Raw genomic sequence first — 14061 nt, 5'->3', positions numbered from 1 at the left:
GGCTTCAAATATTTTGGAGTCCTTGGGCCATGTTGGGTCTTTATGCAGCGGTTGTCTTGATCTGGGGATCGACCTGGATCGCCATTCAGTATCAGCTTTCGGTCGCGCCCGAAGTTGCGGTTGCCTATCGGTTTGCGCTGGCAACGCTGATCATGATGGCCTGGTGTGGCTTCCGCCGTTTGCCGATGCGCTTTACGCTTCGCGATCATTTCTTCATGGCGGCTCTGGGTGTTTGTCTGTTTTCGCTGAACTATGTGCTGATCTATCTCGCCAGTGTGCATCTGACATCTGGGCTTCTGGCGGTGGTATTTTCGACCATCGTCATCATGAACATGATTAATGGCGTGATCTTTTTCCGCCGCCGCCCCGAAACCCGCACTTTGATCGGGGCCGGGATTGGCCTTACCGGCATTGCCATGGTGTTTGCCAACGATCTGGCCGCATTTGATCTCACCACAGGTGGCAGCATCGGGCTTCTGGTATCCCTTGCGGGCAGTTACATCGCATCGCTTGGCAATATGGCATCAGCCCGCAACCATGCGCGCGGCGTGCCGGTCATGCAGGCCAATGCCTTTGGCATGCTTTATGGCACGGTCTTGCTGTTTGGCTATATCGCCCTTGCCGGGATTCCGGTTTCCTTTGATCCGAGTGCCAGCTTCATGGCAGCACTGGTCTATCTCGCATTGTTCGGGTCGGTTCTGGGCTTTGGCTTCTATCTGACGCTTCTGGGCAAGATCGGGCCGGATCGTGCGGCATATAGTTCGGTGATGTTTCCGATTGTCGCGCTGTTGCTGTCGACCTGGTTTGAGGATTTCCACTGGACAGGCAATATTATCTGGGGTGTTGCACTGACTTTGGTGGGCAACGTGGTTATTCTGACCAAACGTGTGCCCAAACCGGCAAGTCAGGTGCTTGAACAGGTCGCACCGGCGGCGGTGCCAGTTTCGACCACCTGCACGCCAAATCCGGCGGCGAAGTCCTGATCGCGACCGCGACCCCAAAGGCAGATCTAAAGACGGAGTAAGAAGATGAACGGTGCGGCCTATTTCGAACGCATGGCGCAATATAATATCTGGGCCAATACCCATGCCTATGATGCCTGCGCAAAATTGTCAAAGGCCGAACTGGACGCGCCCCGCCGCGCCTTCTTCCCGTCAATCATGCGCACACTCAACCATCTTGTCGTTGCCGACCGGCTTTGGATGGGGCGCTTGCTGGGTAGTCCGGTGACCATGGCGCTTGATACTGTGCTTTACGAAGACTTCGATGAACTGCGTACCGCGCGCGAAGCCGAAGATCAGGCGATCCTTGAATTCACCAGAAACCTGACCGACGCCGAAGTCACATCCGATCTAAGCTATCAGTCCGTTACCGCCGGGGCCTATACCATGCCGCGCGATCTGATTTTGGGGCATATGTTCAACCATCAGACCCATCATCGCGGGCAACTGTCCAATATGCTGATTGAGGCCGGCTCAGGTCCGCTTGAGATTGACCTGATCTATTTCGGTCGGGAACTGCTGGCATGATCGAGCTGTTCGTTGCCTATACGCCGTTTCTGATCGCCGCACTGTTGCTCAATATCTCGCCCGGGCCGGATATGGCCTATATTGTCGGGCAGACGGCCGTTTACGGGCGCAAGATCGGCTTGTTTTCATCCTTTGGTGTGGTGTCCGGGGCGTTTGTGCATGTGCTGGCGGCGACCCTTGGTTTGTCCGCAATCCTTGCGACTTCCGCCCTTGCCTTTGCCATCGTCAAATGGATCGGGGTGGCTTATCTGGTCTGGCTTGGTCTCGGGGCGCTGCGCAGCAGTTTTGCCAAATCCGCCAACGATGCCGGCTCCGATGAACCGGCAGCACCCGTTTCAACAAAACCGATGACAGCATTTGCCGCCTGGCGTCAGGGGGTAATGATTGATGTGCTCAATCCAAAGGTCGCGATTTTCTTCATGGCCTTTCTGCCGCAATTTGTCGATCCGGCCATGGGCAATGGGGCGACCCAGTTTCTTGTTCTGGGGCTGGTGGTGCTGTTGATCGCACTTGTCGTTGAAGGCATGCTGGTCATGGCTGTGGCATCCGCTGCCGGGCGGATCAAGGGCAGCCGCAGGCTTGGCGCGTGGTTGCATCGTGCCCTTGGCACCATGTTCATCGCGCTTGGCATCCGCCTTGCCATCACCCAGCAATAAGCTGACCGGGCAGGGACTTTTTATGTCTGCCCGCCGCTCCCAAAGGGGCTTGCCCGACTAGGATTTTCGCGCCAGATAGCGCACCAGTGCGTGTGATGCCGGGGCGGCTGTAATACCGTGCGCGACAATGCTGATGCAGATAATCATCGCACCTGCCGCAAACAGCGGCTTGAACGTGCCCGGCTCGATCATGGTTGCCATGATCAGCATGTAAATCACCGATGCAATCCCGCGCGGTCCGAACCAGCCGATATAAAGCTTCTCGCCCAGGCTATAGGGGCTGCCAATCATGCAAATCCAGACACAAAGCGGGCGCAGCACAGCAAGGCTTGCAATGGAAAACACCAGCATCTGCCATGTCCAGGCGTCATAAAGTGCTGGCACAACGATCAGGCCAAAGACAAAGAATGTCAGCATGGTCAAAAGCTCTGACTCGGCCTCGCCAAAGCTTTCGATGGTATCGCGCACCTTGTCGCTCGAGATATTAAGCGCAAGCCCCCCGGCAAAGGCCGCAACAAAGCCATTGCCGCCCAATTCCTCGGCCAGAAGGAAAATGAAAAGCGCTGCCAGAACACCAAGCAGTCTTTCAAACCGCACGACCATGGTGCGGTGCTTGACCGCATGATTAACGACTTGCCCGATCACGAAGCCAGATACAACCCCGATCACGGCACCGATTGAAATTTCAAGCAGCGCCTCGGCCACCCAGCCCTGATGTCCGTTACTCAGAAGATTGGCTTCAAGCAACACCGCCGTGGTGAAAACCGGCAGGACCAGCCCGTCATTCAGCCCGCTTTCAATATTGATGCCCTGGCGGACCGGTTCGGGCACGCCCTTGTTTTCAAGCACAGGTCGGCCAAGGGCGGCATCGGTCGGGCTGACAATAAGTGCCAGGATGAGTGCCGACACCAACCCGATGGATGGATCAAGCCCGACGATAAAGGTCCATGTCACCCCGATGGTGAGCGGCAGGCCCACCAGCAAAAGCCGGATCGCCACGTTGCGCGCGGCACTTTCCTTGCGGTAATTCAGAACAGCGGCATCAAGAAACAGAATGATCGCCAGCGTCATCTCGGCAAAGCCGGTGGCAAAATGAATGCTGCCCGAAAGCGCATCAAGCGGCGCACCGTGCCAAATGCCAAGCGGCAGGGCCACCAGCATCCCGGTCAGAAACATCATCATCGGCGATGAAATATTACGCCGTTGCAGGCGACGTGATTGCAGCCCGTATATCAGCCCGGAGCCGAGAAAAAGAATGATCACCCATTCAAACATGGCGCTGCCCAACCTGTTGCCGTGATGTTGCCCTGATCACGGCAAGTGTGCCCGAAAGGTCACCATTCGCCAACCAGTTACGGCAGGCCTCAATCCTGCGCGATGGCCTTTTGCAAAACCGCAAGCCCTTCGGCATGGGCACGCGCATCACCACTGGCAATCACCAGATCGCCACTGTGCATCGTAAGGGCATTGCCATCCCAATCAGTGATGATCCCGCCCGCACCCTCAATCACCGGCACCGCGGCACAGAAATCATAGGGCTGCAGATTGGATTCCACCAACACATCGCCAAACCCCATGGCAATCAGGCCATAGCCATATGAATCAATCCCGTAAATTGGCTGCCTCGCGGCACCAAAGATCGCCTCGTATCCGGCAATTGCCTTTGGATCAATGAAAAGATCCGGTCCGGTGGTGAAAATGGTGGCATCTTTCAGGTGTTGGCATTCACGTGCCGTGACCGCCTTGCCATTAAGCGTGGTGGGCTGTCCGTCCACCCCGATCCAGCGTTCATCAAGGATCGCCTGATCGATCACGCCCAGCACCGGCTTGCCATTGCGGCACAGTGCAATCAGGGTGTTGAAGCTGGGCTTGCCGGTAATGAATGATTTGGTGCCGTCAATCGGATCAAGGATCCAGACATATTCCGCATCAAGGTTTTCCGGGCCGTATTCCTCGCCCAGAATGCCGTGATCGGGCAGTTCCGCATTGATCAGGTCGCGCATGGTGCGCTCGATCGCCCGGTCGGCGTCGGTGACCAGGCTGGCATCACCCTTTTCATCGATATCAAGCGGCTTGCGGTAATAGCTTTGCAGCACCGGGCGCGCCGCATCGGCAAGCTTGTGGGCCATATCGAGAAACGGGGCATTGTTGGTCATCGGATTTCCAGTATTCGGCAAGATCAGTTGGGTGGCGGCGCGGTCAGACGGTAAATGCGATCAGGCCATCGCGGCCTTGATCGTTGCCAGAACATCCTGATGGCAACGCGCATCACCACTGGCAACCACATCACCGGCACTATCGATATCAAGCGGCTTGCCCGACCAGTCGGTCATCACACCGCCCGCACCCTCGACAACCGGCACCAGCGCACAAAAATCATATGCCTGCATTCCGGTCTCAACCACCGTATCGGCAAGGCCAAGGGCGGTCAGGCCATAGGCATAGGCATCCACCCCGTACATCGGCACACGGCAGTTCTTCGAAATCGCCGCGTAGGCCTTGGCGGCATCGCCCTTGAACAGTTCAGGCGCGGTGGTAAAGAAGGTCGCACTTTTCAGCTCTTCGCATTCGCGTGCGCTGATCTCAACGCCATTCATCGTGCTGGCCTGTCCCATGACGCCGACCCAGCGTTCATCGGTAATCGCCTGATCAATAATGCCCAGAACCGGGGTTCCCTTGTGGCAAAGCGCGATCAGGGTCGCAAAGCTCGGCTTGCCGGCAATGAACGATTTGGTCCCGTCAATCGGATCAAGCACCCAGACATATTCCGCATCAACATTTTCGCGGCCATGTTCCTCGCCCAGAATGCCATGGTCGGGCAATTCCGCATTCAGGATATCGCGCATGGTGCGTTCAACCTCGCGATCCGCAATCGTCACCGGGCTGTCATCGGCCTTTACGTCAACCGCGACCGGGGTGCGGTAATATTTGCGCACAACAGGGCGCGCCGCATCTGCCAGCTTGTGGGCAATTTCCAAAAACGGGTCGAGATTTTCCATAAAGGCATTCCTGCAGGCAGTTGATGTTATGTGGGCGGTAATATTTCTGCTTTGGACCCGGAACGCAAGAACGCCTTGGGCCGTGATCCGAAACAAACACCCAAATGCAAACAGGGGACAGTTTCCTGTCCCCTGCGAAATCGGTGCTGACCACAGATTGATGGTCAGACGATGTCTTTATTGCGTGCTTATTGCGCGGTGGCCGCGTCAATCGCGTCGCCGGCTTCTTCGGCGGCACCCTCAACGGCGGTGGCTGCTTCGTCAACAGCTTCCTCAACCGCTTCGGCTGCCTCGTCAACAGCCTCTTCGGCCGCTTCCGCGGCTTCGACCGCTGCCGGATCGGGCAGGGCGACCGGGTTGTCAGACTTGGTGTTCAGCCAGGCAATAACCGCTGCACGGTCTTCGGCCTTTTTCAGACCGCCAAAGCTCATTTTGGTGCCATCGATGTAATCGCGCGGCTTGTAAAGGAATTCGTTCAGCTCCTCAAAGCCCCAGCTGCCGCCATGGTTGGCCATGCTATCGGAGTAGGAGAAGTCATCTCTGTGCGCAAAGTCTGCACCAACGATGCCATAAAGGTTCGGGCCGGTTTTGTTCGGGCCGCCTTTTTCGACGTCATGGCAGGATGCGCATTTTTTGAAGACTTTTTCGCCTTCACCCATATCGGCCGAGGCCAGCATGGCAAGAATCGGTTCCGGGCCTGCCGGTTCTGCCGGTGCAGCAGCAGGCGCACTTGCACCCGCCATCACGTCCTCGGAGAACGGATATACCGGTGCTTCCAGTTCTTCAGGACTGACCAGCGCGCTGCCGACCTTGCCGACAACCACTACCAGAAGCACAGCACAAATAACGCCGGCGACGATCTTGTTGATTTCCATCGTGTTCATGACGGGACCCCGTTACAGCCTAATCACTCTCAGGTTTTATCTTTATGTTCTACCCATGCGTCCCCGGCAACTCTCATTGATGAGAAACACACGTGTAACCGCTGGCAAAACTGATCGGTGGGAAACTATACGTTTCAGCGATTTGCATCAACCTTTCTTAAACACCAAGGTGAACATGCTTGCCTTAGAACTTTCGTCTAGTGTCTAAACGCATTCACGTAATTGCCCCCGGTGTCCTGCAAAAAAGCGATTCCGCCTTTCGTCGCCACACCAAAACCGGCTAATGTCGCGCCGATTAATGCCTGTGTTCTGCCATTGCTGTTTCACATCATGCTTTGCGCAAGATCAAACACCGGTGATTTGTGCCTGATCGGAGTAAAGAAATGTCGACCCCGCGCAATCCTGTCGTTGTAATTCCCGCCCGCATGGCGTCCACACGTTTACCAAATAAACCGCTGGCCGATATCTGTGGCGAACCCATGATCGTGCAGGTTTGGAAACGCGCGTCTGAGGCGGGAATCGGCCCGGTTCTGGTCGCCTGCGCCGAACAGGAAATTGCCGATGCGGTTACGGCTGCCGGGGGTATTGCCGTTTTGACCGATCCCGATTTGCCCAGCGGTTCGGATCGTGTGCATCAAGCACTTCAGACATTCGACCCCGAAGGCAAGTTTGACGCCGTGGTCAATGTGCAGGGCGATCTGCCAACCATTGATGCCGCCGACATCCGTGCGGTGTTTGAACCGCTTGCTGACCCGTCGGTGGATATCGCGACTTTGGCCGCTGAAATCAAACGCGACGAAGAACGCACCAACCCCAATGTGGTCAAGGCCGTCGCGGCCTTTGGTTCCGGGCGTGTCGCACGTGCTCTTTACTTTACGCGCGCGACTGCACCCTACGGGGACGGGCCGCTTTATCATCACATCGGTCTTTATACCTATCGCCGTGCGGCCCTTGATCGTTTTGTCTCACTGCCGCCCGCCGAACTTGAACAACGTGAAAAGCTCGAACAGTTGCGCGCGCTTGAAAACGGCATGGTGATTGCGGTTGCCCTGGTGGATGGTGTGCCGCTTGGCGTTGATACGCAAGAAGACCTTGAACGCGCGCGCGAAGTGCTGGGTGCATAGTTGCGGAACCAGCCACCAAGTGCTTTAAGTTCATAATCAAAATACATGACCACTTCAGGAAACAGCCAGATGACTGCGCAACAAAGGATCGCTTTTCAGGGAATGCACGGTGCCTATTCAGATCAGGCAGCCCGTCGCGCCTTTCCGGGTGCAACGACAGTACCGTACAGGACCTTTGAAGGCGCTTTTGGTGCGCTTGAAGAAGGCGACGTCGATCTGGCGGTGATCCCGATTGACAATACGCTGGCCGGTCGCGTGGCGGACGTCCACCACATCCTGCCAGAGTCCGGTGTGCATATTATCGGCGAAACCTTCCTGCGCATTAACCACGCGCTGGTTGCTGTGCCCGGTACCAGGATCGAGGACATCAAGGAAATCCACAGCCACGTTCACGCGCTTGGCCAATGCCGCAAACTGCGCAAGGAACTCGGTGTGAATGCGGTCGTCGGGCCCGATACCGCGGGCTGCGCCAAGGAAGTTGCTGATCGCGGCGACAAATCAATTGCCGCCATCGCGCCTGCGCTGGCGGCCGAGATTTACGGCCTTGATGTGCTCCGTACCGAGGTCGAAGACGCCGCACACAACACCACGCGCTTTATCATTCTCGCGCGCGAACCGCTTGATATTCCCAATGATGGCACGCCGGTCGTCACCAGCTTCGTCTTCCGGGTGCGCAACGTTGCGGCTGCGCTCTATAAGGCGCTGGGCGGTTTTGCCACCAACGGCATCAACATGACCAAGCTTGAAAGCTACATGGTCGAAGGCCACTTCACCGCGACCCAGTTCTTCGCCGAGGTCGAAGCCCACCCCGAACAGCTCGGCCTGCGCCACGCGCTCGAAGAACTGCAATTCTTCTCGCACGAAGTCCGCATTCTGGGTGTTTATCCGGCGCATTCCTTCCGCAAGGAAAACAATCTTCCGGCCGAGTAGGCGCGCAGCCACATACCCAATGCCAAAGGGCCGGCCATTTCCGGCCCTTTTGTCATTTGTCGGCGACCGTGCGCCTGGCCTGGCTAAGCATCCATTGACGCACCTGACGGCAGGCATCGGGTTTTTTGCTTTGGCGCGGAATAACAAGATGGAAATCCGACCCGCCATGCAGGGTCTCGGCAAAGGGCTGGACAAGCCGCCCTTCCTTTAAATCATTCTCCACCAGAAACCGGCTGGCAAGGGCAATGCCTTGCCCCGACAGGGCCGCATCAATTGCCAGACTGGTCTGGTTCAGGCGCACGGCTTTTGCCTTGTCTGAAATTTTCCGCCCGAAAACCAGTTCCAGATATTCCGGCCACAAATTGTGCGAGTCATGAATAAGTACAAGCTGATCCAGATCGTTGATGTCCGGGGTTTGACCGAATTTTGATTGCAGTGCGGGACTGCAAATCGAAACGATGTCATGTGCGAACAAAAAATCCGCAGACAGTCCCGCTGCAAACGACGAACCTGTTTGGCGAACGGCAAGATCAACACCATCCGAATGGAAATTGGATGTCTTTTCCGTCGCAACAATCCGCAAATCGATATGCGGATTTTCTGCCGTGAAATCCGGCAGACGCGGGATCAGCCACTTTGCTGCAAAGGTCGGTGTGACACTGATCGTCAGATGTGTGGATTTGGGCTGCAACGTTTGTGTTGCATTGCGGATGATGTCAAAGGCCCGGCTGATTTCGGCATGAAATCGAAGCCCGTTTTCCGTCAGTCTAAGCCCGCGTGGCAAGCGATCCAGAAGCGTCACCCCCAAAAAGGCCTCAAGTCCGCGAACCTGCTGGGCAACCGCGCCTTGCGTCACACCAAGTTCTTCCGCCGCCAGCCTGAAATTCAGATACCGTCCCGCGGCATCGAATGCCCGAAGACCGTTCAGGGGAGGTGTTGGTGCCGATGATATGTCCATGAGATAGTTTTTCTACAGTCTCGACGATGAAATTATGATTGGTGTGGCATGCTGTAAGGCTTTATTTTTCGAAAATATCATAGTTTCTCAGGCCGGAAAATGCCAAGGAAAGGAATCATCATGACAGTAGAAAAAGTAGCACTTATCACCGCCGGTGGCAGTGGCATGGGTGCCGATGCTGCCCGCAAGCTCGCAGCCGAAGGATATAAAGTTGCGATCCTGTCCTCGTCGGGCAAGGGTGAAGCACTGGCAAAGGAGCTCGGTGGCATCGGTGTCACCGGCTCAAACCAGTCGGAAGATGACCTTCAGAAACTGGTCGATCTGGCGATGGCAGAATGGGGGCGCATTGACGTTCTGGTCAATTCTGGCGGTCATGGTCCGCGCAAACCCGTGCTCGACCTGACAGACGAAGACTGGCATGCGGGGATGGATGTCTATTTCCTGAACGCGGTCCGCCCGACCCGTCTCGTAACACCGATCATGCAAAAGCAGGGCGGCGGTGTGATCATCAACATTTCAACATTTGCCGCTTTCGAACCGGATCCGGTCTTCCCGACATCCGGTGTTTTCCGGGCGGGACTTGCGGCATTTACCAAACTGTTCGCTGATAAATATGCCGCGGAAAATATCCGTATGAACAACGTGCTTCCGGGCTTCATCGACAGCCTGCCGGAAACGGACGAGCGACGCAATCGCGTGCCGATGGGGCGTTATGGCAAAAGCGATGAAATTGCCGCCACCATTGCATTCCTTGCTTCCGACGGTGCCGGATACATTACCGGCCAGAATATCCGGGTCGATGGCGGGATTACGCGTTCGGTGTAACGCATGATCGTGACTGCGGTTCTCCCGAAAAACACGCAATAAACACAAAAAGGGCCGGACAATCTAATGTCCGGCCCTTCTTGATATCAGGTTCTTATGAACCGGCTTGCTTCAAAAGATCGGTCGAGAAACGCTTGATGATCTGGGTCAGCTCGCTCGAACGGCTGGAAAGTTCGGCGGAGGCTGATTTCAGTTCATCTGCTTCCTGTGTCGTGCTCTGGGCATTGTTCATGGTGTCTTCAACACTGTTGGAGATCTCCTTGACCCCGTCCGCACTGCGGTTGGCGTTGCCCGAGATTTCCTGCGTTGCAGCACCCTGTTCCTCGATGGCTGCGGCAATCGCGGTCGAGGCACTTCTGACCTGTTCGATGGTTTCCGAAACCCGCGAAATGCCGGTTACGGCACGTTCGGTGCCATCGACAATGTCATTGATCTGGGCGGCAATTTCGTCGGTTGCCTTTGCTGTCTGGGTCGCAAGGTTCTTCACCTCGTTGGCCACCACGGCAAAGCCTTTGCCTGCTTCACCGGCACGGGCCGCCTCGATCGTGGCATTGAGCGCCAGAAGGTTGGTCTGGCCTGCAATGTCATTGATCAGGCCGATGATTTCCTTGATCTTCTCGACCGTTGCCGAGAGGCCAGCAACATCATTGGATGCGCTTTGGCTTTCATCGGTTGCCCGTTCGACCGTGTTCGACATCTGGCTGATCTGGACGTTGATTTCCGTGATCGACGATGACAGTTCCTCGGTCGCGGCTGCAACCGCATCAACACTGTGCGACACTTCACCGGCTGCGGATGCTGCATGCTGGCTTTGACCCAGAATGCCATCGGCATTGCGTGCCATGCTGATCGCAAGATCATTGCTGCGTTTGACCGACTGATCCAAAGCACCTGCGATCCCGCCAACTTCGCTTTCAAGTTTAGATGCAATCGCGCGGATATTCTCGCGGCGTTCTTTTTCGGATTTTGCCTTGAGACCCGCGGCATCATTTTCAAGCTTCTGGGCCTGTGCCGATTTGTCACGCAGTGCCAGAACCCCTTCGCCCATATCGCCGATTTCAATGAAACGGGAATCGGTTTCCACTGGCGCATTGTAATCGCCATCGGCAATCGCGCGGATGCTGTCATTCAGGCCAACGATGCCACGCGTGATCCGGGTGCCGACAATCCACGAAAGAATCCCGGCAATCACGATGGCGATGGCGGAAATGATCACGATACGGGTGATGATGGAAACGAACTCTGACTGGACGTCATCCATATAGACACCGGCACCAAGGGCCCAGTTCCATTCGGTGATCGGGCGGACATAGGCCGCTTTCTCGATCAGTTTGTCCCCTTCGCCGGGCTTCTTGGTTTCATAGGTGATAATGTCACCGCCCGATTTGGCGGCCTCGACAATCATGCTGCGCACCCGGCTGTCGGGATTGCACTTGCCGACATCACCGGGGCTGAGCGGATCAAGAACCATGCAGTGATTATAGTCGGTGGCATAAATATAGTTCTCGCCGTCGAACCGATAATCATTAAGAAGATCGAGGGCTGCTGCCTTGGCGTCGGCTTCGCTCATCTCGCCGCTTTTGGCTTTGGCGACAAAGCTGTTAACGATGGTCACGGCCCCTTCGGTCAGATGCGAAATCTGTTCGAATTTTCCGTTACGCAGGCTTGTTTGATAGTTCAATGATACTGTCGCGATGATTGCAAGCAACACAACCAGACAGATCGCGGGAATTGAAAAAATCCCCGTCACAACGCGAAACCGCATGGAATTCCCCTTTTGAAATGCAGTTCTCCACTCCGTACACTTTATTTTTGCCTTAAATGATTAATTTAAAAAGAAACTTTCGTCGCATTATCAGGGGCTAAGCGTTTTTGCATGGCTGATCGGCGCGGGGAATGTTTGACTTATTGTGCGCTGCCCTGTATCACCCCGCTCATTCCTTCGCTTGCAAAGACAGAATGAGCTGTCAGGAACTGTATGAAAAGGCGAGGGCGGGTACGACGTGATGACGTCGATGCCTCACATCATTTGCCTCTCATGCGGGTCCGACGCTGGCTCTTTGCCAAGCACCGGTCTTGACTGCGTTTGGGCAGGCACCACAGGCGTGAACATGGCGCCGACCGGATAAACGAAGGACTTTCCTTTATGACGAATTTTAATGGGCTCAACCTCATCGAGCCCCTGCTGCGCAATGTTGAAGCTGCCGGTTTTACCGCGCCGACCGAAATTCAGGCTGCGACGATCCCGGCCCTTCTCGAAGGCAAGGACCTGATGGGGATTTCCCATACGGGTGGCGGCAAAACGGCCGCTTTCTGCCTGCCGTTGCTGCAGCGTCTTGCCGAAAACCCGCAGCGCCCGAAACCGGGTCAGCCGCGCGCTGTTATTCTGGCACCGACCCGCGAACTGGCGACCCAGATCGGCCAGTGCCTGCGTGATTTCAAAAAAGGCATCCGCCTGTTTTCTTCTGTTGTCTTTGGTGGCTCCCCGATGGGCCCGCAGATTCAGGAACTGCGCCGTGGCGTTGATATCCTGGTTGCGACCCCGGGTCGTCTGCTTGACCACATGTCACGCAACACGGTTCGTTTCGACGATGTCGAAGTCTTCATCCTTGATGAAGCCGACCGTATGCTCGACATGGGCTTCTCCGAAGATGTTCTGACCGTGGCGGAACTGCTTCCGAACAATCATCAGACCGTGATGTTCTCGGCAACCATGCCGCCGGAAGTCAAACACCTGACCGACCGTCTTCTCAATGACCCGGTCAAGGTTGAAACGGCTCCGCAGTCGAGCGTGACCGAGCGCGTGACCCAGGTTGGCATGTTCGTGAAACGTCACGACAAGACCAAGCTTCTGGTTCAGCTGCTCAAGCGTGATGAAGCAGAGCGTGTTCTGGTCTTCACCAAAACCAAGGCAGATGCCGACGAACTGTCGTTCCAGCTGCGCGATGAAGACATCGACAGCGATGCCATCCATGGCGACAAACAGCAGCGCATCCGTCAGAAAATCCTGCGCAACTTCCGCAATGGCCGTTTCCCGGTCCTGATTGCGACCGATGTTGCCGCACGTGGTATCGACGTTCCGGGTATTACCCACGTTGTGAACTACGATCTGCCCCAGGATGCCGAAAGCTATGTTCACCGTATCGGTCGTACCGGTCGTGGCAGTGCCGAAGGTATTGCGATTTCATTCTGCGAGCCGCGTGACATTCGCCTGCTTCGCAACATCGAACGCCTGATCAAACAGGATGTCGATATTGACGAAGATCACGAATTCCATGCCGCTCCGCCGCCCCGTTCGTTCGGTGCCGGTGGTGGCGGCGGTCGTGGTCGTGGTGGCCGTGACGGTGGTCGTGGCTTCGGCGGCGGCGGTCGCGGTGGTTTTGGCGGCCGTGATGGTGGCCGGGGCCGTGGTGGCTTCGGTGGTGGTCGTGATGGCGGCCGCGATGGTGCCCGTGGTGACAATCGTGACGGTGGTCGCGGGCGTGGCTTCGGCGGCGGTCGTGATGGCGGCCGTGGCGAAGGTGAACGCGCTGCGCGTGATGGCGGTGGTCGTCGTGACTTCAATGATCGTCCGCGCCGCGAAGATCATGATTTCCGCAAGCCGCGGTTTGACAATGATGATCGCCCGCCGCGTGCTGAACGCGAAGAGCGTGGTGGCCGTGGTGGCCGTGGTGGCAACTTCCGCCCGCGTGGCGAAGGTGCTGCCAACCGTGACCAGCGCGAAGGCGGCAACCGCGATGAGCGCCGTTTTGCCGATAAGCCGCGTGGGGATCGCGGTGGCAACTTCCGTGGCCGTGATGGCGGTCGCGATGCCGGTCGACGTGACTTCAACGAACGTCCGCGCCGCGACAGCCGTGGTGGCAATCAGGGTATGAAACGCCGTTCGGCGTAAACGACCCTGGATCCGGTCTGTATCTGTCTAGTGTGATGAAGATGCACATCAGATGCGGTGCCGGGTGATCACCGGGAATGACATTGATAATGGGGGGACCAGCTGGCGACAGCTGGTCCTTCGCCATTTTGGCGTGTGTTATTCCGGTTCTGAATTCGAGATAAACGTGTTTAGACCTATTCCGAAGTGTGGAATTCGGCTAAATTTACTACACCTAAGCTTAAGTATTCTGTTCTGCACGGCGCCTTGGTTTGGCCTACAGGC

13 protein-coding genes are annotated in these 14061 nt (G+C 56.4%); 7 read left to right on the top strand and 6 right to left on the bottom strand.

Annotated features, from left to right (window positions below):
- The first annotated feature begins 29 nt into the window (after positions 1 to 29).
- From AUQ43_RS14005 to AUQ43_RS13995, 3 genes are read left to right on the top strand one after another with little or no spacing between them, the layout of a single operon-like run.
- Positions 30 to 983 carry a DMT family transporter gene (locus AUQ43_RS14005; protein WP_062956841.1) on the top strand — a complete coding sequence of 318 codons (954 nt, stop codon included), beginning with the start codon at positions 30 to 32 and terminating at the stop codon, positions 981 to 983.
- Between the two features lie 45 nt (positions 984 to 1028).
- Positions 1029 to 1529 (top strand): DinB family protein, encoded by a 501-nt coding sequence (locus AUQ43_RS14000; protein WP_062956840.1) that lies wholly within the window; start codon positions 1029 to 1031, stop codon positions 1527 to 1529.
- Positions 1526 to 2185: a LysE family translocator gene (locus AUQ43_RS13995; protein WP_062956839.1), complete on the top strand. Its 660-nt coding sequence runs from the start codon at positions 1526 to 1528 to the stop codon at positions 2183 to 2185. Before AUQ43_RS14000 ends, AUQ43_RS13995 begins: the two co-directional genes overlap by 4 nt.
- Before the next feature lie 57 nt (positions 2186 to 2242).
- Here the strand turns inward: AUQ43_RS13995 and AUQ43_RS13990 are convergent, their stop codons facing one another.
- The 4 genes from AUQ43_RS13990 to AUQ43_RS13975 form a co-directional block, all read right to left on the bottom strand.
- Positions 2243 to 3460: a sodium:proton antiporter gene (locus AUQ43_RS13990; protein WP_062956838.1), complete on the bottom strand. Its 1218-nt coding sequence runs from the start codon at positions 3458 to 3460 to the stop codon at positions 2243 to 2245.
- Between the two features lie 89 nt (positions 3461 to 3549).
- Positions 3550 to 4341 carry an inositol monophosphatase family protein gene (locus tag AUQ43_RS13985; RefSeq protein ID WP_062956837.1) on the bottom strand — a complete coding sequence of 264 codons (792 nt, stop codon included), beginning with the start codon at positions 4339 to 4341 and terminating at the stop codon, positions 3550 to 3552.
- A 60-nt stretch (positions 4342 to 4401) separates the two neighbouring features.
- Positions 4402 to 5184: a histidinol-phosphatase gene (hisN, locus tag AUQ43_RS13980; protein WP_062956836.1), complete on the bottom strand. Its 783-nt coding sequence runs from the start codon at positions 5182 to 5184 to the stop codon at positions 4402 to 4404.
- A gap of 188 nt (positions 5185 to 5372) precedes the next feature.
- Positions 5373 to 6068: a cytochrome c family protein gene (locus AUQ43_RS13975; protein WP_062956835.1), complete on the bottom strand. Its 696-nt coding sequence runs from the start codon at positions 6066 to 6068 to the stop codon at positions 5373 to 5375.
- A gap of 383 nt (positions 6069 to 6451) precedes the next feature.
- On the opposite strand from AUQ43_RS13975, the gene AUQ43_RS13970 reads away from it, so the two are divergent.
- Together AUQ43_RS13970 and AUQ43_RS13965 are read left to right on the top strand one after the other, a co-directional pair.
- Positions 6452 to 7192, top strand: a complete 741-nt coding sequence (locus AUQ43_RS13970) for a 3-deoxy-manno-octulosonate cytidylyltransferase (RefSeq protein WP_062956834.1) — start codon at positions 6452 to 6454, stop codon at positions 7190 to 7192.
- Positions 7193 to 7261: 69 nt separating this feature from the next.
- Entirely contained in the window at positions 7262 to 8122 is an 861-nt protein-coding gene (locus tag AUQ43_RS13965; RefSeq protein ID WP_062956833.1) for a prephenate dehydratase, read from the top strand.
- Positions 8123 to 8174: 52 nt separating this feature from the next.
- Here AUQ43_RS13965 and AUQ43_RS13960 read toward each other — a convergent pair whose 3' ends face one another.
- On the bottom strand, positions 8175 to 9080 hold the full coding sequence (locus tag AUQ43_RS13960) for a LysR substrate-binding domain-containing protein (protein ID WP_062956832.1): 906 nt from the start codon (positions 9078 to 9080) through the stop codon (positions 8175 to 8177).
- A gap of 120 nt (positions 9081 to 9200) precedes the next feature.
- Here AUQ43_RS13960 and AUQ43_RS13955 point away from each other — a divergent pair, with 120 nt between their 5' ends.
- Positions 9201 to 9905: an SDR family oxidoreductase gene (locus AUQ43_RS13955; protein ID WP_062956831.1), complete on the top strand. Its 705-nt coding sequence runs from the start codon at positions 9201 to 9203 to the stop codon at positions 9903 to 9905.
- 94 nt (positions 9906 to 9999) lie between these two features.
- Here AUQ43_RS13955 and AUQ43_RS13950 read toward each other — a convergent pair whose 3' ends face one another.
- Positions 10000 to 11670 carry a methyl-accepting chemotaxis protein gene (locus tag AUQ43_RS13950; protein ID WP_062956830.1) on the bottom strand — a complete coding sequence of 557 codons (1671 nt, stop codon included), beginning with the start codon at positions 11668 to 11670 and terminating at the stop codon, positions 10000 to 10002.
- Positions 11671 to 12051: 381 nt separating this feature from the next.
- Between AUQ43_RS13950 and AUQ43_RS13945 the strand changes: the two genes are divergently transcribed.
- Positions 12052 to 13797 (top strand): DEAD/DEAH box helicase, encoded by a 1746-nt coding sequence (locus AUQ43_RS13945; RefSeq protein ID WP_062956829.1) that lies wholly within the window; start codon positions 12052 to 12054, stop codon positions 13795 to 13797.
- The last annotated feature ends 264 nt before the right edge of the window (positions 13798 to 14061 follow it).

Source organism: Thalassospira sp. MCCC 1A01148 (genome assembly GCF_001613795.1).
Taxonomy (GTDB): domain Bacteria; phylum Pseudomonadota; class Alphaproteobacteria; order Rhodospirillales; family Thalassospiraceae; genus Thalassospira.
The sequence above is the reverse complement of the archived record's forward strand: the minus strand, read 5'-3'. Positions and strand labels throughout refer to the sequence as shown.